The organism is Martelella sp. HB161492 (genome assembly GCF_013184775.1).
Classification (GTDB): domain Bacteria; phylum Pseudomonadota; class Alphaproteobacteria; order Rhizobiales; family Rhizobiaceae; genus Martelella.
Map to the genome: position 1 here is coordinate 565,150 of NZ_JAATVV010000002.1, position 21,427 is coordinate 586,576.

Here is a 21,427-nt window from a genome sequence, read left to right on the forward strand (position 1 = left end):
GGCGAAAGGCGACCTTGCCATGGCTGCCATTTGGGACAAAAATGCGATGGTGCCTGTGGCGCCAAGACATGCGAACGGATGCCTCACGCCCTGCGCTGGCAATGAAATCTGCGCGAGAGGAGAATAAAATGAGCTATAAAACAATCCTGTCCGTCATGGAGACCACCAGCCAGTCGGCCGGCTTCCTGGATCATACAATGCATCTGGCTCATCTTTTCGAAGCCCATGTCATTGGTCTCCATGCCGAATCGGTCACCGCGACGCCGATTGTCGCGCCAATGGAAATCCCGGACCCGGTGTCGATCCAGGCCCTGCAGGATGCCGCCGAGAAACGCAGCGAAGCCCTTGGCGCCCTGTTTGAGGAACGCGCGCGCAAGGAAGCGATTTCCTATGAATGGCGCAAGATCATCACCTCGGTCGGCTATGCCGGCGCTTCGGTGATCGATAGCGCGCGCTGCTCCGATCTGATCATCGCCCCGCAGGCGAGCCCCGATGTCTCCGCCGATGCCAAGGCGGATTTCGAAAGCTTCCTGTTTGAGAGCGGCCGACCGGTTCTGTTGATCCCGCATACGGCGAAATCGGCGATGCCGTTCAAGAAGGTGCTCGTTGCCTGGAACGGTTCACGCGAGGCGGCGCGCGCCACCTTTGATGCCCTGCCCTTCCTGAAGCGCGCCGAAGAGGTCGAGATCTTCTCCGTCAACCCGCCGGACACGACGACGGTTTCCAGCGAGATGACGGGCGGCGAGATCGCCACGACGCTTGCTCGCCACGGCATCAATGTCACGGCGGTGAATGCCCATGCCGACAAGGCACGGGCGGCTACCCTGATCGAAAACCGCATGTCGGACAGTTCCGTCGATCTGCTGGTCATGGGCGCCTACACCCATTCCCGCCTGTGGCAGCTGCTGTTCGGTGGCGTCACCCGGACATTGCTGGAATCGATGACGGCGGCAACGCTGATGGCCCGCTAGCCACTGTCTGCTGACGAAGTACTGAAGAAAACCTGAGAAAAACCTGCCGGTACCGGCTCATTCGTCCGGCGGGACTTGCCATATTCGCGTGAATGCGGCTAATAGCGATGGCCAACGACACCACCTGTCGGGGGCAGAGAGATTTTTCGCCGCAAGTTGCTTGCGACGGAATTTTGATTGGCCCTTTGGCCGATCCCGAAGGTTGCGCGTCGATGCCGCTGAGATCAGCTCACGGCGCGAATGACCAGAATGTTGACCACTGCCTTCGGAGCCCGTCCCATGTCTACCTTACCCGAAAAAGCCTTTCCCGTTTCCTGGGATCAGTTCCACCGCGATGCCCGTGCACTTGCCTGGCGCCTTGCCGGCCTCGACAAGAGCTTCCATGCCATTGTCTGCGTCACCCGCGGCGGCCTTGTTCCGACCGCCATCATCTCGCGCGAACTGAATATCCGCCTGATCGAAACCGTCTGCATCGCCTCCTATCATGACTACACGACCCAGGGCGAAACCTCGCTGCTGAAGGGCATAACCGCCGATCTGCTCAAGGATGGCGGCGAAGGCGTGCTGATCGTCGACGATCTCACCGACACCGGCAACACTGCCCGCGAGGTCCGCGACATGCTGCCCAAGGCGCATCTGGCCTGTGTTTACGCCAAGCCGCAGGGCGTCCCTTGCGTCGATACCTTCGTCACCGAAGTGTCGCAGGATACCTGGATCTACTTCCCGTGGGATATGGGTTTTGCCTATCAGGAGCCGATCGCCAAGGCCCCGAAGGCCTGAAGCCAAAACCGACCTGCCTTGCCAGCCCCGCCCCATCCGGCGGGGTTTTCTTTTGCAGTTGCACCCATTTGCCGGCCCGGACTTTTCCACAATTCAGTCCCGCACTGCCACCGATTCTCGTAGAAAATTATAGCGCCTTAATAACACTGCATTTTTCAGACTACCGAAACGCTAGATGACGGTCGTCGGATGTCCGACACGATGTCAGCTTTTTGTCACAAGTCACTGATCTGCAAGGCCCTCTCATAACACGCATGACGATCGTCAAGAGGCCTGTTGCCGCCTTGATGCGGCACGGGTCGCTTGACCGCGAGGGTCGATTCGACCGATATTCGACGGCGGTCGCAGCCGTGACCGGAGCGGTTTTGTAACGCGCCCGCCCCCACTGTTTTGATGTGCAATCCCACTTTGGCGGTGTCCTGACGGACATTGCCGAAGCAGATTTTCGTGCGTCTCGAAACGGCGGGCGCGACACCGATGCGGAATTGAATTACAGCGTCATTAACACTATATTTAGTGGCTCTGAATATGTTACGCACAAGATGTTCCGAAACGGCACATGAACCGGCCGGCGGCGGTCAGGCGGAAGACGCTGATCACCGAACAAGATCAATGCCTGAATACGGGCGCACATTTTTTAACGAGGACGACAAGATGCGCATCGAACGTCATTTCACCACGGCTGGACAGTCGGCTTATGCCGAGGTTGCTTTTCGCAAGGCCAAGAGTGAGATCCGCAACCCCGATGGCTCGATCGTATTCCTGCTCGACAACATTGATGTGCCCGAACAGTTCAGCCAGGTCGCAGCCGATATTCTGGCGCAGAAATATTTCCGCAAGGCCGGCGTTCCGGCCAGACTGAAGAAGGTTGAGGAAACCAGCGTCCCCTCCTTCCTGTGGCGTTCCGTGCCGGATGAAAAAGCGCTCGCCAAACTTTCCGAAGACGAGCGGTTCGGGTCGGAAACCGATGCCCGTCAGGTCTTCGACCGGCTCGCCGGTGCCTGGACCTACTGGGGCTGGAAGGGCGGCTATTTCTCCTCGGAAGACGATGCATCTGCCTTCCGTGACGAGCTTGCCTATATGCTGGCCACCCAGCGCGCCGCACCGAACTCGCCGCAATGGTTCAATACCGGCCTCAACTGGGCCTATGGCATTGATGGCCCCGGCCAGGGGCATTTCTATGTCGATCCCTTCACCGGCAAGCTGACGCGCTCGAAATCGGCCTATGAGCACCCGCAGCCGCATGCCTGCTTCATCCAGTCGGTTGGCGATGATCTCGTCAATGAAGGCGGCATCATGGATTTGTGGGTGCGTGAAGCGCGCCTGTTCAAATATGGCTCCGGCACCGGCTCCAATTTCTCGAATGTCCGTGCCGAAGGCGAGCGGCTGTCGGGCGGCGGCAAGTCTTCCGGCCTGATGAGCTTTCTCAAGATCGGCGACCGGGCAGCCGGCGCGATCAAATCCGGCGGCACCACGCGCCGTGCCGCCAAGATGGTCGTCGTCGACATCGACCACCCGGATATCGAGGCCTATATCAACTGGAAGGTCAAGGAAGAGCAGAAGGTTGCCGCCCTCGTTACCGGTTCGAAGATCGTTGCCAGGCATCTGACCGCCATCATGAAGGCCTGCGTCAACTGCACGGCCGATAATGACGCCTGCTTCGACCCGCATGAAAACCCGGCCCTGAAGCGCGAGATCCGCGCCGCCAAGAAGGATCAGGTTCCGGAGAACTACATCAAGCGGGTGATCCAGTTCGCGCGCCAGGGCTACAAGGACATCACCTTCACCACCTATGACACCGACTGGGATTCGGAAGCCTATCTCACCGTTTCCGGCCAGAATTCCAATAATTCGGTGTCGATCACCGATGATTTCTTCAAGGCCGTGGAAGAGGATGCCGACTGGAACCTGACGGCACGCATTGATGGCCGGGTGATGAAAACACTGAAGGCTGCGGATCTGTGGGAACAGATTTCGCATGCCGCATGGGCATCTGCCGATCCGGGCCTGCATTTCAACACCACGATGAATGCCTGGCACACCTGCCCGGCTGAAGGCCGCATCACCGGCTCCAATCCGTGCTCGGAATATATGTTTCTCGATGACACCGCCTGCAATCTGGCTTCGCTGAACCTGATGCAGTTCAAGGATCCGAAAACCGGTCGCATCGACATCAAGGCTTACGAACACGCCGTTCGGCTGTGGACCGTGGTTCTGGAAATCTCGGTGATGATGGCGCAGTTCCCATCCGAGCGCATCGCCGAACGCTCCTACAAATACCGCACACTCGGCCTCGGCTACGCCAATATTGGCGGGCTGCTGATGTCGTCGGGCATCCCTTACGATTCAGACGCCGCCCGCGCGCTTGCCGGCAGTCTGACGGCGATCATGACCGGTATTTCCTATGCCACATCGGCAGAGATGGCCGCAGAACTCGGTGCCTTTGCCGGCTATGATGACAATGCCGACAACATGCTGCGGGTGATCCGCAATCACCGCCGGGCCGCCCATGGCGAGGCCACAGGCTATGAAGGCCTGACGACGCCACCGGTGGCGCTGATCCATGGCGATTGCCCGGATGACGATCTTGTGGCGCATGCCACGTCCGCCTGGGACAAGGCGCTGGAACTGGGCGAGGCCCATGGCTATCGCAATGCTCAGGTCTCGGTCATCGCGCCGACCGGCACGATCGGCCTCGTCATGGATTGTGACACGACCGGCATCGAGCCTGATTTCGCGCTGGTGAAGTTCAAGAAGCTCGCCGGTGGCGGCTATTTCAAGATCATCAACCGCGCCGTGCCCGAGGCGCTCAGAACGCTCGGCTACAGCGAAAGCCAGATTGCCGAGATCGAGGCCTATGCTGTCGGCCATGGCAATCTCAACCAGGCGCCGGCGATCAACCCGTCGCGGCTGAAGGCCAAGGGCTTCACCGATGAGAAGGTCGAGGCCGTCAACGCGGCGCTCAAAAGCGCCTTCGACATCAAGTTCGCCTTCAACCAGTGGACGCTCGGCGCCGACTTCCTCAAGGACGTGCTGCAGGTCTCCGACGCCGATCTCAATGATATGAGCTTCAGCCTGCTGGAGCATATGGGCTTCAGCAGGAAGGAGATCGAGGCCGCCAACACCCATATCTGCGGTGCCATGACGCTGGAAGGTGCACCGCATCTGAAGGCCGAACACCTGCCGGTGTTCGACTGCGCCAATCCCTGCGGCCGGCTCGGCAAACGCTATCTCTCCGCTGAAAGCCATATCCGCATGATGGCTGCTGCCCAGCCCTTCATTTCCGGTGCGATCTCCAAGACCATCAACATGCCGAATGATGCGACGGTCGAGGATTGCAAGAACGCCTATATGCTGTCGTGGAAACTCGGACTGAAGGCCAATGCGCTTTATCGCGACGGTTCGAAACTCTCCCAGCCGCTCAACTCCGCCCTCATTGAAGATGAGGACGACGAGGAGGATCAGGTCGAGGAGCTGGTGCTCGCACCGGCAACGACGCAGGCGGTGAAGGTGACCGAGAAGATCATCGAGCGCGTGGTCGAAAAGATCGTCCGCGAGCGCGAGAAGCTGCCGAACCGGCGTCAGGGCTATACCCAGAAGGCGGCGATCGGCGGTCACAAGGTCTATCTCAGGACCGGCGAATATGGTGACGGCCGCCTCGGCGAAATCTTCATCGACATGCACAAGGAAGGTGCCGCCTTCCGGGCGATGATGAACAATTTCGCCATCGCGATTTCACTCGGCCTGCAATATGGCGTGCCGCTGGAAGAATATGTCGAGGCCTTCACCTTCACCAAATTCGAACCCGCCGGCATGGTGCAGGGCAATGACGCAATCAAGAACGCAACCTCGATCCTCGATTATGTGTTCCGCGAACTGGCCGTCTCCTATCTCGGCCGCAACGATCTCGCCCATGTCGACACGTCGGACTTTTCCAACACCGCGCTCGGCAAGGGCATCAGCGAAGGCAAGACCAACCTTCTGTCCACCGGCTGGACCCGCGGCCATGGCAAGGAACTGGCAACCGCCCGGTTCAAGGCATCCGATGCCAAGGGCATGGCGGGCGAAGCCGGCCGGCCGACGCCGATTGCCGCTGTCGGCTCGGCGCTGAAGAAGGTCGAGCCCTCTGAGATCGTCTCCTTCCGCCGCGATTACGAGGAGCGTGCCGAGGAACTGGCAGAAGAAATCGCCGAGGAAGCCGATTCTGAGGCCACCGAACTCTTCTCCGACAAAGCCGCCGCCGATGCCGCGACCGCCAAGGCCGAGGCCAAGAAGCTGGAACATGAACGCCGCGCCCGCGCGATCGTTCAGGGCTATACCGGCAATATGTGCTCCGAATGCCAGAACTTCACCATGGTGAGAAACGGTACCTGCGAGAAATGCGACACCTGCGGCGCGACAAGCGGCTGCAGCTGAGGGGGAAGCAGGACGGAAAACCGTTCAAAGATGCAGGAAAAGAGAAGTAGGTCTCTCTGCGCAGCCTGCTAAGCTTCTCCTTCATTCCGCCCTCTCCGTCGTCATCCCCGCGCCTGTCGCGGGGATCCAACGTTCTCAGCCGCGGGTCCCGGCTCTTGCGTTTCGCTCCAGCTGGATGCCTGTGACAAGCACAGGCATGACGCGGAGAGCATTGCGGTGGAGCAGGAAATGGCACCTTCAGTCGGGCCATGCTAGATTGCGCCAAGGGCAACAAGCAGTTTTCGGGGCAATGTGTGCGTGGCGGCTATGTCTATATTCTCGCTTCCCGCAAAAACGGTACACTCTATGTCGGGGTGACCAGCGATCTCGCGCGCCGACTTCAGGAGCATCAGCTGGAAATCCACCAGAGTTTCACCAGCAGGTATGGGGTCAAGACACTCGTCTGGTTTGAGCAATTTGAGGAAATCTCGCGTGCCATCGTCCGAGAAAAGACGATCAAGAAATGGCGCCGAGCCTGGAAAATAAATCTCATCGAAGCCACAAATCCGGAATGGGCAGATATCTCACACTGGCTCCTCTAGCGTCCCTTCATGCAAAACCGCCCGGTCTTCCCATCAAGAAGACCGGGCGGCTTTCTTCAGCGCTGCCGAGGGGGAGCTAGCGCCGGCGGGGGAGTGGTTTGATGCCGGGGGTAAACAGGCGGGTCAGCATGGGAAGGGCCACCCATGCCACGAGCAACATCGCCGGCAGCAGAAACACCTTGGCGTCATCCAGCACCGGAAAAGCGGTGATCACCGTGGCCGCGAGGAGAAAACCCGCGCCTTCGATCATCAGCGCGATCACGCGTGCATAAGGGGGAACTTCCTGCATATCGTCCTCCATCGGGTTCGTGCATGGTTAACGCCCGATGAGACGCGTTGTTCCGCAATTTATTGAAATCAGCTGTTGCGCTCGCGCCTGAGCTTGTCCCACCAGGCAAGCCGCTTGTTGATCTCGCGCTCAAATCCGCGCTCGGGCGGCTGGTAGAATTTCTGCCGGCCCATTTCCGTCGGGAAATAATTCTGGCCCGAAAACGCATCAGGCTCATCGTGATCATAACGATAGCCCTGATTATAGCCCTCTTCCTTCATCAGCCTGGTCGGGGCATTGAGGATATGTTTCGGCGGCATCAGCGAGCCATGCCGCTTTGCGGCGGCAAGGGCGGCATGCCAGGCGACCTCGACGGAATTGGATTTGGGCGCGGTCGCCAGATAGATACAGGCCTCAGCCAGCGCCAGCTCGCCCTCGGGAGAACCGAGAAAATCATAGGCATCCTTGGCGGCGGTGGCGATCAGCACGGCCTGCGGATCGGCAAGGCCGATATCCTCGGTTGCCATGCGCACCAGCCGGCGGCCGATATAAAGCGGGTCCTCCCCCGCATCGATCATCCGCGCGAGATAGTAAAGCGCGGCATCGGGATCGGAACCGCGTACGGATTTGTGCAGCGCCGAGATCAGATTGTAATGCCCGTCCTGCCCCTTGTCATAGATCGGCGCGCGGCGCTGGACAACGCCGGCGAGCCCCTTCGGGTCAAGCACCTCGCCCTCCCGGGCGGCGCGCCAGATCTCCTCCGACAGGGTCAGGATCGCCCGCCCGTCACCATCGGCCATGCCGATCAGCGTTTCGCGGGCATCCTCGTCAAGCGGCAGCGCCCTGCCCTCAGCGGCTTCGGCACGGGTCAGAAGTTCCGAAAGACTGTCATGATCATGGGCGCGGAAGGTCAGAACCCGGGCGCGCGACAAAAGCGCGGCATTGAGCTCGAAGGATGGGTTTTCCGTGGTCGCGCCCACCAGCACAATGGTGCCATCTTCCATCACAGGCAGGAAACTGTCCTGCTGCGCCCGGTTGAAGCGATGGATCTCGTCGACGAAAAGCAGTGTCTGGCGCCCGTTCATCCGCCGGGCGCGGGCAGCCTCGAACACCTTCTTCAGGTCGGCCACGCCGGAAAAGATCGCCGAAATCTGCTCGAAGGCGAGATCGGCCTCGCCCGACAGAAGCCGGGCGACCGTTGTCTTGCCCGTCCCCGGCGGCCCCCAGAAGATCATCGAGCCAAGCGAGCCGGACGCGATCATCCGGGTCAGCGCACCGTCAGGACCGGTCAGATGATCCTGACCGGTGACCTCATTCAGGTGCTGCGGGCGCAGACGATCGGCCAGCGGCCGGCGCTTCTCAAGTTCTTCGGGTATCTTGGGGGCGAACAGATCACTCATCGAAACATTTGCGTTATCATCCTACCGCCACGGTTCACCGTCAGCTTCCAGTAGCGGGGCTTGTCGGCTGCTGCCTTTTCCAGCGCCTTGGTCGTCTTGATATCGGTATCGTTGACGGAAACGATAATGTCTCCCTTGGCAAAGCCAAGCTGGTTCGCGGTCGATCCGTCAGCAATATCGGCCACAACGACACCAGCAGAGTCTTGCGGCAGACGCAACTCCTCCGATACGCGCGGCGACACATTTTCCACTGTCAGTCCGGCAAACGGGCTGTCGCCATCAATGGTCCGGCTGTCTCTGGCCGGTGTCTCAGGGGCGACGGCCAGCGGCAGCGCCACATGTTCGACCTTGCCGTCCCGCTCGACACTGAGATCAGCCGTCTTGCCAAGCCCGAGCACGGTGAGGCGATAGAGCAGCGCATCGGGATGCTGCACCGGCACATCGTCCACAGCGATGACGACCGAGCCGGATTTGAGACCGGCCTTGTCCGCCGGGCCGTCCGGCACGACGCTTGAGACAATGGCGCCGCGCGGCGTAGTCAGGCCAACAGCCTCGGCGATATCGGAGGAAACCGGGCCGAAGCTTGCACCGACATAGGGGCGCTCAAAGCTTTTCTCGCCGCTTTCCGCCGCCGCCAGAAATACCTTGACCATATTGGCAGGGATGGCAAAGCCGATACCATTCGATCCGCCGCCCTTGGAGAAGATCGCCGTATTGATGCCGATCAGCTGCCCCTTCATGTTCAACAGCGCGCCACCGGAATTGCCCGGATTGATCGCCGCATCGGTCTGCAGGAAGAAGCCGAATTCGCCATCATTGACGGAATTGCGCGCAAGACCGGAAATGATGCCGCTGGTCACCGTCTGACCGACGGCGAAGGGATCGCCAATGGCAAGCGCGATATCGCCAACCTCGACATCATCGGAATTGCCGATATCGATCGTCGGCAGCGCTTCCTTGACGTCAATCTTCAGCACGGCGAGATCGTAGCGATCATCCTTCAGCAAAACCGTGCAGGGGAACTCACGCCCGTCCGACAGCGCCACCTTGATCTGATCAGCACCGGCAATCACATGGTTGTTGGTGATGATCGTTCCATCAGAGCCGACAATCACGCCGGATCCAAGCGACGTCTGCTTCTCGCTGCGCCCCGGCATCTGCTGGCCAAAGAACTGGCCGAAAAAAGGATCGGAGAACAGCGGCGACATGCGCTTCTCGACCATACGCTCAGCATAGACATTGACGACAGCCGGTGCGGTCTGCTTGACCAGCGGTGCGTAGGACAGCATCACCTGCCCCTGCCCGGACGGCACGGCGCGGGCATCATCGGCAAAGGCTGGCTGCAGCGTTAAAACGAGGCCGGATATCATAGCGGCGGCGGAAAGGCGGATGAAAGGTGCGGTCATCAGTTCCCTGTCTCTTCAACGGATTCGAATTAACCCCTCGCCCAAGATCTAGGTAGAGAAATGGGCGGAACAATGTTTCACAAGTTAAAGCAGCGAAACAACGCGTTAAACGTGGTCGTTCAGATATTAAACTATCGCAATATTCAACTTTATATTGCAAGCCCATCTTGATACTCGCAAGTTAAAGCTTCCGGCACGCGGCCGGAGCGGAGACCATCGCTCATCACGCCGGCTTCACGGCGGGACGACGGTGGCAAATACCCGAAAATGGTCACAAACTCTTCAGTCATTTCATATATCGGTGATTGAAAAGAGAAGGAGTCCACAATGCAACCATTCCATGATCGCAACCGCCTCGCCCGGACCACAGCTGGCATCGCATTTTCAGCAGCGACCCTGCTTGCAAGCTTCGCTCCGCTCACGCTTTCGGCCACGCCCGCTGCTGCAGCAAGCTTCGATTGCCATGCCAGCGGCCTCAGCGCCAACGAAAAGACCATCTGCGACAATCTTCAGCTCAATGATGATGATGTGAAGATGGCAACCATGTACACCATGCTGAAAGGCCTTTTTGCAATGGGCGTTTCGGGTGACATGGCAGATGAACAAAAGGCCTGGCTCGCCAAGCGTGAAGCCTGCGGGACCGATGTCTCCTGCATCTCTGATGCCTATCAGGAGCGTATCGACGCCCTGCAGAAACTCTATGACGGCATCGACAAGCCGATCTGAGCGGCCGCATTCCTCCTATCAGAAAGGTCGCGGGAGATGATCCCGCGCTCAGACTGCCGCCAAAGCCATTCATATTGCATGTTTGAGGTGGAATAGCCTCACCCTCCGTCGTCATCCCCGTGCTTGTCACGGGGATCCAGATACATAAGGCATTGAATAGACAGAGCCTTTCGCCGCGCAGAAGCGCACCGGCTGTATACCTGTGACAAGCACAGGCATGACGTCAGTGAAGGGGGTGAGGTTTGTCAACAAACTGAGGGCGCGGGATCATCTCCCGCGCCCTTTTCAGATGAATGTCCGGACGGCTTATTCTTCGTCCGGCAGGATCCGCACAGCGCCCTTGTCGGCGCTGGAGGCGAAGGCGGCATAGGCCTTCAGCGCGCGGGTGACCTGACGGCGGCGCGGAGACGACGGCGCCCAGCCTTTTTCCTCCTGAGCCTTGCGGCGCGCTTCCAGTTCAGACGGAGAGATCCGCAGCGAAATGGTACGGCCGGGAATGTCGATATCGATCATATCACCGTTCTCGACCAGTCCGATGGCGCCACCCTTGGCGGCTTCCGGCGAAACATGGCCGATGGAAAGCCCCGATGTGCCACCGGAGAAACGTCCATCGGTGATCAGCGCGCAGGCCTTTCCGAGCCCCTTCGACTTCAGATAGCTGGTCGGGTAAAGCATCTCCTGCATGCCGGGACCGCCCTTCGGGCCTTCATAGCGAATGACAACGACGTCGCCCGCCTTGACCTCATTGGACAGGATGCCCTTCACCGCCGCGTCCTGGCTCTCGAACACGACTGCCGGGCCGGAGAATTTGAGGATGCTCTCATCGACGCCTGCCGTCTTCACGATGCAGCCATCAAGCGCGATATTGCCCCTCAAGACGGCCAGACCGCCATCCTTGGAGAAAGGATGTTCGGCAGAGCGGATAACACCGGACACACGGTCGGTATCGAGCTCGGCCCAGCGGCGCTCCTGCGAGAAAGCAGTCTGCGACGGCACGCCTCCGGGTGCGGCCATGAAGAAATTGCGCACCGTCTCTGAATTGGTGCGAACGATATCCCACTGGTCAATCGCATCGCCCAGCGTTGCGGCATGAACGGTCGGGCTTTCGCGACGGATCAGACCCGCGCGGTCAAGCTCGCCGAGAATGGCCATGATGCCGCCAGCCCGGTGAACATCTTCCATATGCACATCATTCTTGGCCGGCGCCACCTTGCACAGGCACGGCACCTTGCGCGACAGCCGGTCAATATCTTCCATGGTGAAGTCGAGCTCGGCCTCATAGGCGGCCGCCAGAATATGCAGCACCGTATTGGTGGAACCGCCCATGGCGATATCAAGCGACATGGCGTTCTCAAAGGCAGCCTTGCTGGCGATCGTGCGCGGCAGTGCTGTCTCGTCATCCTGTTCGTAATAGCGGCGGGCAAGATCGACGATCTGATGTCCGGCCTCGACAAACAGGCGGCGACGATCGGCGTGGGTGGCGAGCGTCGAGCCATTACCCGGCAGCGACAGGCCGAGCCCCTCCGTCAGACAGTTCATCGAATTGGCGGTAAACATGCCCGAGCAGGAACCACAGGTGGGGCAGGCTGAGCGCTCGATGCTTGCCACCTCGGCATCAGTGTACTTGTCATCGGCGGCGGCGACCATGGCATCAACCAGATCAAGCGCCTGCTCCTTGCCGTTCAGCACCACCTTGCCGGCTTCCATCGGACCGCCGGAGACGAAGATAGCCGGAATATTGAGGCGAAGCGCCGCCATCAGCATGCCGGGGGTGATCTTGTCGCAGTTGGAAATGCAGACCATGGCATCGGCACAATGGGCATTGACCATATATTCAACGCTGTCAGCAATGACCTCGCGCGAGGGCAGCGAATAGAGCATGCCGTCATGGCCCATGGCGATGCCGTCATCAACAGCGATGGTGTTGAACTCCTTGGCAACACCGCCGGCGGCTTCAATTTCCCGTGCGACCAGCTGGCCGAGATCCTTCAGATGCACATGGCCCGGCACGAACTGGGTGAAGGAATTGACCACGGCAATGATGGGCTTGCCGAAATCGCCTTCTTTCATGCCGGTTGCACGCCACAATCCGCGCGCGCCGGCCATGTTGCGTCCATGGGTGGTCGTTCTGGAACGATAGGCTGGCATTGGTGTTTCCTTTCTTGCCGGCAGACCCGCTCGGTCTGCCCGATGCATTCCGTTGGCCACAGGGCCAAAACGCCTTTTGCGACAGGTGGTAACGCAAATCACGGAACCTGTCACTATCGCTTGGCGGCAAAACGGTACTCTCCGGTACGCCCCTTGCCGGGACCGCCCCTGACCCTTCTCACGCCAGAAACACGAAATCGTGGTTCAAACGTTTCTTGTCGAAACGCAATCTATCGGCAATCCTCCTGCGTAAAGGAGTGTATCCCGACGGGCGGAAAAATTCCATGGGATGCCACCATGACCGACGGCATGGAAACAGAGAGCAAAGGGAGGCCCTTTCATGAGCGCCTACAAACCACCGCATATTCCTGCATCCGAGATCACGCCGGAAACGACCTGGCTCAAGCGCCGCACATTGATGGCAGGGCTTGCCGCCGGCGCGACCTTTGCCGCCTTGCCGAAAGCTGAGGCGGCGGCGCCGGGCCTGAGCGAGGGCATGGAACTGAAAACAGTCCCCGGCCCCATCCCGGCGCCGTCCGACAAGGAAACCAGCTTCGAGGATGTGACGCACTACAATAATTTTTATGAATTTGGCACGGGCAAGAGCGACCCGTTCAAATATTCCGAGGACTTCAAGCCCTACCCTTGGACCTTTGAGATCGGCGGACTGGTCAACAAGCCGCAGACCGTCGACATCGACACCCTGCTGACAAAATTCCCGCTGGAGGACCGGATCTACCGGATGCGCTGCGTAGAGGCCTGGTCCATGGTCATCCCCTGGGTCGGCATCCCGCTGTCATCGATCATCGATCTCGCCGATCCGCAGGGCTCGGCCAAATATGTGGCCTTTGAAGGTGTGGTGCGGCCCAAGGAAATGCCAGGCCAGCGCGGTTTTGCCCAGCCGATGCCATGGCCCTATCTTGAAGGTCTGCGCATCGATGAAGCCCGTCACCCGCTGACGATCATCGCCGTGGGCCTTTACGGCAAGACACTGCTGAACCAGTCTGGCGCGCCGATGCGCCTTGTCGTGCCGTGGAAATATGGTTTCAAGGGCATCAAATCGATCACCAAGATCACCCTGACCGAAGAACAGCCGCAAAACAGCTGGAACCTGTTGGCCCCGCATGAATATGGTTTCTACGCCAATGTGAACCCGGATGTGCCGCACCCGCGCTGGAGCCAGGCGACCGAACAGCGCATCGGCGAAGGCGGCGGATTGTTCGGCGGCGCCAAACGCATTCCGACAGAAATGTTCAACGGCTACGGCGATGAGGTTGCAAGCCTTTATGCCGGCATGGACCTGAAGGCAAACTATTGACCGATGCAACGATGAAAACGGTGACGCCCCCTTCCCGCAGCCGCACCGGCCGCTGGCGCTCGGCCTCGGTCTGGGCGCTCTATGCGCTCGGCCTGACGCCAGCCGCCATCTATTTCTGGCTTGGCGCCACCAACCAGCTCGGCGTCTACCCGATCAAGACCTTCGAGCACTTGCTTGGCATATGGGCGCTGCGGTTCATCCTGGCGACCCTCGCGGTCACCCCGCTCCGCGATCTCGCCAATATCAACCTGCTGCGCTACCGCCGGGCGCTCGGTCTGCTGGGCTTCTACTACGTGCTGATGCACTTCCTCGTCTATCTCGTGCTCGACCAGCAAATGGACGTGCACACCGTGATCGATGACGTGATCAAGCGCCCCTTCATCACCTTCGGCATGATCGCCCTGGCGCTGCTGGTGCCGCTGGCACTGACCTCCAACAACTGGTCGATCCGGAAGCTTGGCCGGAAATGGACCTGGCTGCATCGGCTCTCCTATCTTATCCTCGCGCTTGGAACCTTGCATTTTGCCATGGCGCGCAAGGTCATCGGCCCGGAGATCATGCTCTATATCGCCCTTGCCGTCCTGCTCCTCGGCTACCGTGTCATCCGCCCCTGGCTGATGGAGCGCCGGCGGCAGCAAAAGCGCGCCAGCCGTAACCAGCAAAAAGGCCGGGGCGTTTAGCGCCTCGGCCTGTTTGGCACGGAAATCTTTGGGCTTGTGATCAGAAGACCTTCTTCAGCAGGCGATCCACCGAGCAGTAACCGCCACCAAATGCGGCATAAAGGAAGGTACCACCGGTCCAGAACCACGAGGCCAGTTCGGCCTTGTCCTGCACCTGGGTCAGGAAATTCGCGCCGCCATCGGCCAGACGGTACTGGGCTGCAGCCGTGAACAGCTCCGCATTGGTCTTCAGCGCTTCAATACCCGCCGGCGTCAGAAAGGCGGCCCCATAGGGATGGGTGTAGTGGAAATAAAGCGTGATCGCCAGCATGATGCCATTGGCGAGCGCTGCAGCCCGCGTGAACAGACCCAGCATGATCAGAATGCCACCGAAGAACTGCAAGGCAGCCAGCAGAGGCGACCAGAATACACCGGGGTAGAAGTGCAGACTTTCAACAAATCCCACCTGCGCGAAAGGATGGGTAATCTTGGGCCAGCCTTCGAGAGCAAGAAAGCCGCCAATGGCAATACGGAAGATCACCCATGCCATGGGCTGAGCGATGCGATCATAAAAGCCGCCCAGGAAGGGCAGATACAGTCTTTGTGGATCGTTCTTAAAGACGTCGTCGGTCATTGTTTTTCTCCGGAACCAAAAGGAATTCGATGGCCCGAAGTTACGCTGCTATCCACAATCACATGTGATCAAGATCAAGAATAGAATATGCATAACATGAACAGTCTGTTCAACTTTTGACGCTTGACTTATCCATGAAACCGGCCGTCTTCCGCCCAACGCTTCACCGCCACGCCTGCTCATCCACCTGATATCGATCAAATTCACTGCTGCCGGCGCCGGTGCGTCGGACCTTGTTTTTGACGCCTTTGACGTGAAGTCTGACGACAATACCCTCACGACCGGCAAAAGCATGACCACGACATCACGACATCTATCCCGGCTCGACGGCTGGCTTCTCGATATAGCGCCGCAGGCGGATCTGCACGGCGTGCCCCGCTTCCTCGTCGAATTTCTGTTCTTCGGACTGAAGCAGGCGCGTGCCTGCCTGTTTGCAGGCCTGTTCTTTCTGGCGATCTTCATCACGCCCAGAACAGGGGTGATGGGAATTCCGCGTTACGATCTGCTGCTGGTCATCGCACTGGCGATCCAGATGGCGATGATCGGGCTTCGGCTGGAAACCGTCACCGAGTTCAAGGCGATCTGCCTGTTCCACATCGTCGGTTTTGCCCTGGAAGTGTTCAAGACCTCCGCATCCATCCAGTCCTGGGCCTATCCGGACTTTGCCTGGACGAAGCTGATGGGCGTGCCGCTGTTTGCCGGCTTCATGTATGCTGCGATCGGCAGCTATATCATCCAGGCCTGGCGCCTGCTGGACATTCGCATCCAGCACCACCCACCCTACTGGATGGCGGCGCTGCTGGCACTGGCCATCTATGCAAACTTCTTCACCCACCACTATATCGGCGACTATCGCTGGTATATCGCCGCCGTTGCCATCGGCCTTTATGCACGCGCCACCGTGCTGTTTCGTGCCTATGACCGCGATCGGAAAATGCCGTTCATCCTTTCCTTCATCCTGATCGGTTTTTTCGTCTGGCTGGCGGAGAATATCTCGACCTTCTTCTCTGTCTGGCGCTATCCCAACCAGATTGGCATCTGGTCGATCGTCCATCTCGGAAAATGGAGTTCCTGGACACTGATGGTCATCATGACCTTCACCATCGTCGCCTCGCTGAAACATATCCGCGCAACGATCCATATCGCCAAATGAAAAGGACCGGGCGCTGAAACAGCACCCGGTCCTTTTTAAGATCTGACGATGTCTAAGCTGCCTCAGGCAGCTTCCATCTCAGCTTCAGCCTCAACGCGAGCCTTGTCGGCTGCACCCTTGGCGTTGACGTCGCGATCAACGAATTCGATGACTGCGAGGTCGGCATTGTCGCCGTAGCGGAAACCGGCCTTCATGATGCGGCAATAGCCGCCCTGGCGTTCTGCATAGCGCGGGCCAATGACATCGAACAGCTTGCGGACAGCATCGAGGTCCTTGATCTGTGCGATGGCCTGACGACGGGCGTGCAGGTCGCCGCGCTTGCCGAGCGTGATGAGCTTCTCGACAATCGGGCGGATTTCCTTTGCCTTCGGCAGCGTCGTGACAATCTGCTCATGGGTGATGAGCGAGGCTGCCATGTTTGCGAACATTGCCTTGCGATGGCTTGCGGTTCTGTTGAGCTTGCGGCCTGCTTTCTGATGGCGCATTGCTTCTCTCCTTCACTTGCAGGCGAGCCGCCCGCAGTATGACGTTAGTACTGATCCTCGTAACGCTTTGCGAGGTCCTCGATATTTTCCGGCGGCCAGGCCGGGACTTCCATGCCCAGGTGCAGGCCCATGGAAGCAAGTACTTCCTTGATCTCGTTCAGCGACTTGCGACCAAAATTCGGCGTACGCAGCATTTCGGCTTCGGTCTTCTGGATGAGATCGCCGATATAGACGATATTGTCGTTCTTCAGGCAGTTGGCCGAACGGACGGAAAGCTCCAGTTCGTCGACCTTCTTCAAGAGTGCCGGATTGAAAGCCAGCTCGGTGACATCTTCTTCTTCGGATTCCTTCTGCGGCTCCTCGAAGTTGACGAAAACCGAAAGCTGGTCCTGAAGAATGCGGGCTGCAAAAGCAACTGCATCTTCACCACCGACAGAACCATCGGTCTCGATGGTCATGGTCAGCTTGTCATAGTCGAGAACCTGGCCCTCACGGGTGTTTTCGACCTTGTAGGACACCTTGCGGATCGGCGAATAAAGGCTGTCGACCGGGATGAGACCGATCGGAGCATCTTCCGAACGGTTCCGTTCAGCCGGAACATAGCCCTTGCCGTTGTTGACGGTGAATTCCATGCGGATTTCAGCGCCTTCATCCAGCGTGCAGAGTACGAGACCCGGATTGAGGATCTCGATATCGCCAACCGTCTGAATATCACCAGCGGTGACAACGCCCGGGCCCTGCTTGCGCACGACCATACGCTTTGCCTCATCGCCTTCCATCTTGATGGCGATTTCCTTGATGTTCAGGATGATGTCGGTAACATCTTCGCGAACACCCGGGATCGAGGAGAATTCGTGCAGCACGCCGTCGATCTGCACAGCCGTGACAGCTGCACCACGAAGCGACGACAGCAGAATGCGACGAAGCGCATTGCCAAGCGTCAGACCAAAGCCACGCTCCAGCGGTTCAGCGACCAGGGTCGCCTTCTTCGCGCTCGAGGAGGTGAACTCCACCTTGCTGGGCTTGATCAGTTCCTGCCAGTTTTTCTGAATCATGTTTCTACCTTCCGTTCGCCGCACCATCCAATCGTGACGGCCGAATTTCGTAGAACCGGCGCGCGCTCAATGAGAACAACGCCGGAGCGATTGACAGCGATGATCAGACGCGGCGCTTCTTGCGCGGGCGGCAGCCATTGTGCGGGATCGGCGTCACGTCGCGAATCGAAGTGATGACGAAGCCGGCAGCCTGCAGGGCACGCAGGGCCGACTCACGACCCGAACCGGGGCCGCAGACTTCGACTTCAAGCGACTTCATGCCGTGTTCCTGAGCCTTCTTGGCGCAGTCTTCGGCAGCGATCTGGGCAGCAAACGGGGTCGACTTACGCGAACCCTTGAAGCCCTTGGCACCGGCAGACGACCAGGCAATAGCATTGCCCTGTGCATCCGTGATGGTGATCATCGTGTTGTTGAACGTGGAGTTGACGTGGGCAACGCCCGACGAAATGTTTTTACGTTCGCGACGGCGAACGCGCGTGGCTTCCTTGGCCATGGGTATTCCTTTCGTTGATCTCTTCACCGCCGTAATACCAGCGGCTCCACCGACGGGGCCTTGGCCCAGTCAATCACGCAGAAAGCCGGCGGACGCCGCCGGCTTGATCGGTTCACGGATGGAACCGGAATTACTTCTTCTTACCGGCAATTGCCTTGGCCGGACCCTTGCGGGTGCGGGCATTGGTGTGCGTGCGCTGGCCGCGGACCGGAAGGCCACGACGATGACGCAGGCCACGGTAGCAGCCGAGGTCCATCAGACGCTTGATGTTCATCGAGTTTTCGCGACGCAGGTCGCCTTCTACGACGTAATCACGGTCGATGGTTTCACGGATCTGCAGGACTTCAGCGTCCGTCAGTTCGTGAACACGGCGTTCAGCCGGAATGGAAACCTTCTCGCAGATTTCCTGAGCGAATTTCGGTCCGATCCCGTGAATATACTGAAGCGCAATTACGACGCGCTTTGCAGTCGGGATGTTGACGCCAGCAATACGAGCCACGCCGTTTCTCCTTAGCATTATCGGTTGGGCAGTCTTATCTCAGAGAGAAACTGCCGATTTCGTCCAGCGCGTCACCACGCCGATTGCCCTTCTGCGACAACAAGGACCGACCGCAACCATTCCGCTTCCGCTTCCGCTTTGAGAAGAGGAATCGCACCGATCAGCCCCATGCCACGAGTTGGAGCGCTCTTTACCGGAAACGGCCAGCAAATGCAACCGTTTCCGAAATATTAATGGCAGCGGGCCATTTGCAGAAGCCCCTGCCCTGCAAGCTTTCCGGCTTCATTGCGGAGCCGGACGCCAACAGATCAGATCTTTTCCAGGATCGCTTCGATCGAAGCCGTCACCGTATCCATATCGGCCATACCGTCCACAGACTGCAGCTTGCCCTTGGCATAGTAATAGCCGAGCAGCGGCGCTGTCTCCTTGTAGTAAGCCTGCAGCCGGGTCACCACCGTCTCGCGATTGTCATCGGGACGACGCTTGAACGCCGTAGAACCGCATGTGTCACAGACACCGTCGACCTTCGGCTTATGGAACGTATCGTGGTAACCGGAGCCACACTTGGCGCAGGTGTAGCGCCCGGCGATCCGGTCAGCCAGAACACTGTCGTCGACCTTGATCTCGATGACGGTATCCAGCTCGATACCCTTGGCCGAAAGCATCTTCTCGGTCGCATCGGCCTGAACCAGCGTGCGCGGGAAGCCATCAAGGATGAAGCCGTTATTACAATCGTCCTGATCGATACGTTCCGACACAATCGCGATAACGATATCGTCAGAAACCAGTCCACCAGCATCCATCACGGCCTTGGCCTTGACGCCAACTTCGGTCTTTGCGGCAACCGCTGCCCGAAGCATGTCACCGGTGGACAGCTGCGGAATTCCATGCTTGGCAACAATCCGCTGCGCCTGCGTACCCTTGCCGGCGCCCGGCGGTCCCAAAAGAATGAGTCTCATCGTCCCCTCTTTCCACCCCTCAATTTCGATTTCTTCATCAGCCCTTCGTATTGCTGGGCGATCAGGTGCCCCTGAACCTGCGATACGGTATCCAGTGTTACGCTGACGATAATCAAAAGCGAAGTACCACCAAGGGACAATGGAATGCCCGTGCGCGATACGAGGATCTCAGGTAGAATGCAGACGAAGACCAGGTAGATTGCGCCGACGACCGTAATACGGGTCAGAACGTAATCGATATATTCGGCTGTTCGCTCGCCAGGGCGGATACCGGGAATGAAGCCACCATGGCGCTTCAGATTATCCGCAGTTTCCTTGGGATTGAACACGATCGCCGTATAGAAGAATGCGAAGAAGGCGATCAGACCGGCATAGAAGACCATATAGAGCAGCTGGCCATGTCCGAGTGATGCAATGATCGCCGTCGCCCAGCCAGGAAGGTCCTTCGAGGTGAAGCCGGCCAGCGTTGCCGGCAGCAGCAGCAGCGATGACGCGAAAATCGCCGGAATGACACCCGATGTGTTGAGCTTCAGCGGCAGATGCGACGTGTCGCCCTGGAACATGCGGTTGCCGACCTGTCGCTTCGGATACTGGATCAGAAGCCGCCGCTGCGCCCGTTCAACGAAGACGATGAGCGCGATGACACCGATGGCCACAAACAGTACGGCGACGACGAGACCGCCCGAAAGCGCACCCGTCCGGCCGAGCTCGAGCATGTTGCCGATCGCATTCGGCAGACCTGCGACGATACCGGAGAAGATGATCAGTGAAATACCGTTGCCGATACCGCGCGAGGTGATCTGCTCGCCGAGCCACATCAGGAACATCGTGCCGCCGACAAGCGTTATCACGGTCGAGATGCGGAAGAACCAGCCCGGATCCGCAACAAGATTGCTGCCAGCCTCAAGTCCGATGGCAATGCCATAGGCCTGAGCCGTTGCCAGAACCACCGTGCCGTAGCGCGTATACTGGTTCATGATCTTGCGGCCCTGCTCACCTTCCTTCTTGAGTGCTTCAAGCGAAGGCACCACAGCGGTCAGAAGCTGAACAATGATCGAAGCGGAGATGTAAGGCATGATGCCGAGCGCAAAGATTGCCATGCGCTGCACGGCGCCGCCCGAAAACATGTTGAACATGCCAAGGATGCCGCCTGCCTGGCCCTGGAAAACCTGGGCATAGGCATCGAGATTGATGCCCGGTAGCGGGATATGGGTGCCGAGGCGATACACGATCAACGCCAGAAGCGTAAACCAGAGTCGCTTCTTGAGGTCGGTCGCCTTGGCGAAAGTCGAAAAATTCAGATTGGAAGCGAGTTGTTCCGCTGCAGATGCCATGCTGATCTCCGCATCACCGTCCGGTCGCGGTCGACAGCGGCCGGTGCATTGAATTGCCATACCGCCAGCTGACACGCCGCATCACAAGAAACGTGGATCAGTTCCGACGATTGCCGTCCGGAAGGCCTCGATTGGACCTGAC

At 58.9% G+C, this 21,427-nt stretch carries 19 protein-coding genes; 8 read left to right on the forward strand and 11 right to left on the reverse strand.

All coding sequences use genetic code 11. The features are described from left to right. The first annotated feature begins 128 nt into the window (after positions 1–128). From HCK86_RS05525 to HCK86_RS05540, 4 genes are all read left to right on the forward strand, one after another. Positions 129–971 (forward strand): universal stress protein, encoded by an 843-nt coding sequence (locus HCK86_RS05525; RefSeq protein WP_176083455.1) that lies wholly within the window; start codon positions 129–131, stop codon positions 969–971. 279 nt (positions 972–1,250) lie between these two features. Next, the gene (gpt, locus tag HCK86_RS05530; RefSeq protein ID WP_176083456.1) at positions 1,251–1,751 is read left to right on the forward strand and encodes a xanthine phosphoribosyltransferase; all 501 of its coding nucleotides are present in this window, start codon (positions 1,251–1,253) and stop codon (positions 1,749–1,751) included. 654 nt (positions 1,752–2,405) lie between these two features. Continuing rightward, on the forward strand, positions 2,406–6,167 hold the full coding sequence (locus tag HCK86_RS05535; RefSeq protein ID WP_176083457.1) for a vitamin B12-dependent ribonucleotide reductase: 3,762 nt from the start codon (positions 2,406–2,408) through the stop codon (positions 6,165–6,167). Between the two features lie 248 nt (positions 6,168–6,415). Next, the gene (locus HCK86_RS05540; RefSeq protein WP_176083458.1) at positions 6,416–6,748 is read left to right on the forward strand and encodes a GIY-YIG nuclease family protein; all 333 of its coding nucleotides are present in this window, start codon (positions 6,416–6,418) and stop codon (positions 6,746–6,748) included. 76 nt (positions 6,749–6,824) lie between these two features. Here the strand turns inward: HCK86_RS05540 and HCK86_RS05545 are convergent, their stop codons facing one another. From HCK86_RS05545 to HCK86_RS05555, 3 genes are all read right to left on the reverse strand, one after another. Next, a complete protein-coding gene (locus HCK86_RS05545; protein ID WP_176083459.1) occupies positions 6,825–7,037 on the reverse strand; it encodes a hypothetical protein in 213 nt (70 codons plus the stop codon). A gap of 68 nt (positions 7,038–7,105) precedes the next feature. After that, entirely contained in the window at positions 7,106–8,416 is a 1,311-nt protein-coding gene (locus HCK86_RS05550) for a replication-associated recombination protein A (protein ID WP_176083460.1), read from the reverse strand. Next, positions 8,413–9,822, reverse strand: a complete 1,410-nt coding sequence (locus HCK86_RS05555; RefSeq protein ID WP_176083461.1) for a DegQ family serine endoprotease — start codon at positions 9,820–9,822, stop codon at positions 8,413–8,415. The genes HCK86_RS05550 and HCK86_RS05555 overlap by 4 nt, the downstream gene beginning before the upstream one ends. Before the next feature lie 327 nt (positions 9,823–10,149). Here HCK86_RS05555 and HCK86_RS05560 point away from each other — a divergent pair, with 327 nt between their 5' ends. Further along, complete coding sequence (locus HCK86_RS05560) at positions 10,150–10,548, forward strand: hypothetical protein (protein ID WP_246739459.1); 399 nt, start codon at positions 10,150–10,152, stop codon at positions 10,546–10,548. Positions 10,549–10,854: 306 nt separating this feature from the next. Here the strand turns inward: HCK86_RS05560 and ilvD are convergent, their stop codons facing one another. After that, on the reverse strand, positions 10,855–12,696 hold the full coding sequence (gene ilvD / locus HCK86_RS05565; RefSeq protein ID WP_176083462.1) for a dihydroxy-acid dehydratase: 1,842 nt from the start codon (positions 12,694–12,696) through the stop codon (positions 10,855–10,857). 340 nt (positions 12,697–13,036) lie between these two features. Between ilvD and msrP the strand changes: the two genes are divergently transcribed. Together msrP and msrQ are read left to right on the forward strand one after the other, a co-directional pair. Further along, positions 13,037–14,014 carry a protein-methionine-sulfoxide reductase catalytic subunit MsrP gene (msrP, locus tag HCK86_RS05570; protein ID WP_176083463.1) on the forward strand — a complete coding sequence of 326 codons (978 nt, stop codon included), beginning with the start codon at positions 13,037–13,039 and terminating at the stop codon, positions 14,012–14,014. Between the two features lie 11 nt (positions 14,015–14,025). Further along, positions 14,026–14,694, forward strand: a complete 669-nt coding sequence (gene msrQ / locus HCK86_RS05575; RefSeq protein WP_176083518.1) for a protein-methionine-sulfoxide reductase heme-binding subunit MsrQ — start codon at positions 14,026–14,028, stop codon at positions 14,692–14,694. A gap of 40 nt (positions 14,695–14,734) precedes the next feature. Here the strand turns inward: msrQ and HCK86_RS05580 are convergent, their stop codons facing one another. Further along, a complete protein-coding gene (locus HCK86_RS05580; RefSeq protein ID WP_176083464.1) occupies positions 14,735–15,307 on the reverse strand; it encodes a DoxX family protein in 573 nt (190 codons plus the stop codon). 292 nt (positions 15,308–15,599) lie between these two features. On the opposite strand from HCK86_RS05580, the gene HCK86_RS05585 reads away from it, so the two are divergent. Then, positions 15,600–16,460: a DUF817 domain-containing protein gene (locus tag HCK86_RS05585; RefSeq protein ID WP_176083465.1), complete on the forward strand. Its 861-nt coding sequence runs from the start codon at positions 15,600–15,602 to the stop codon at positions 16,458–16,460. 62 nt (positions 16,461–16,522) lie between these two features. Here HCK86_RS05585 and rplQ read toward each other — a convergent pair whose 3' ends face one another. From rplQ to secY, 6 genes are all read right to left on the reverse strand, one after another. After that, complete coding sequence (gene rplQ / locus HCK86_RS05590; protein WP_176083466.1) at positions 16,523–16,945, reverse strand: 50S ribosomal protein L17; 423 nt, start codon at positions 16,943–16,945, stop codon at positions 16,523–16,525. 44 nt (positions 16,946–16,989) lie between these two features. After that, positions 16,990–18,000: a DNA-directed RNA polymerase subunit alpha gene (locus tag HCK86_RS05595; protein WP_141149691.1), complete on the reverse strand. Its 1,011-nt coding sequence runs from the start codon at positions 17,998–18,000 to the stop codon at positions 16,990–16,992. 103 nt (positions 18,001–18,103) lie between these two features. Then, positions 18,104–18,493: a 30S ribosomal protein S11 gene (gene rpsK / locus HCK86_RS05600; RefSeq protein ID WP_141149692.1), complete on the reverse strand. Its 390-nt coding sequence runs from the start codon at positions 18,491–18,493 to the stop codon at positions 18,104–18,106. A 130-nt stretch (positions 18,494–18,623) separates the two neighbouring features. After that, positions 18,624–18,992, reverse strand: a complete 369-nt coding sequence (gene rpsM, locus HCK86_RS05605; RefSeq protein WP_176083467.1) for a 30S ribosomal protein S13 — start codon at positions 18,990–18,992, stop codon at positions 18,624–18,626. Positions 18,993–19,300: 308 nt separating this feature from the next. After that, entirely contained in the window at positions 19,301–19,951 is a 651-nt protein-coding gene (locus HCK86_RS05610; protein ID WP_176083468.1) for an adenylate kinase, read from the reverse strand. Continuing rightward, positions 19,948–21,285: a preprotein translocase subunit SecY gene (secY, locus tag HCK86_RS05615; RefSeq protein WP_176083469.1), complete on the reverse strand. Its 1,338-nt coding sequence runs from the start codon at positions 21,283–21,285 to the stop codon at positions 19,948–19,950. Before secY ends, HCK86_RS05610 begins: the two co-directional genes overlap by 4 nt. Positions 21,286–21,427: the final 142 nt, after the last annotated feature.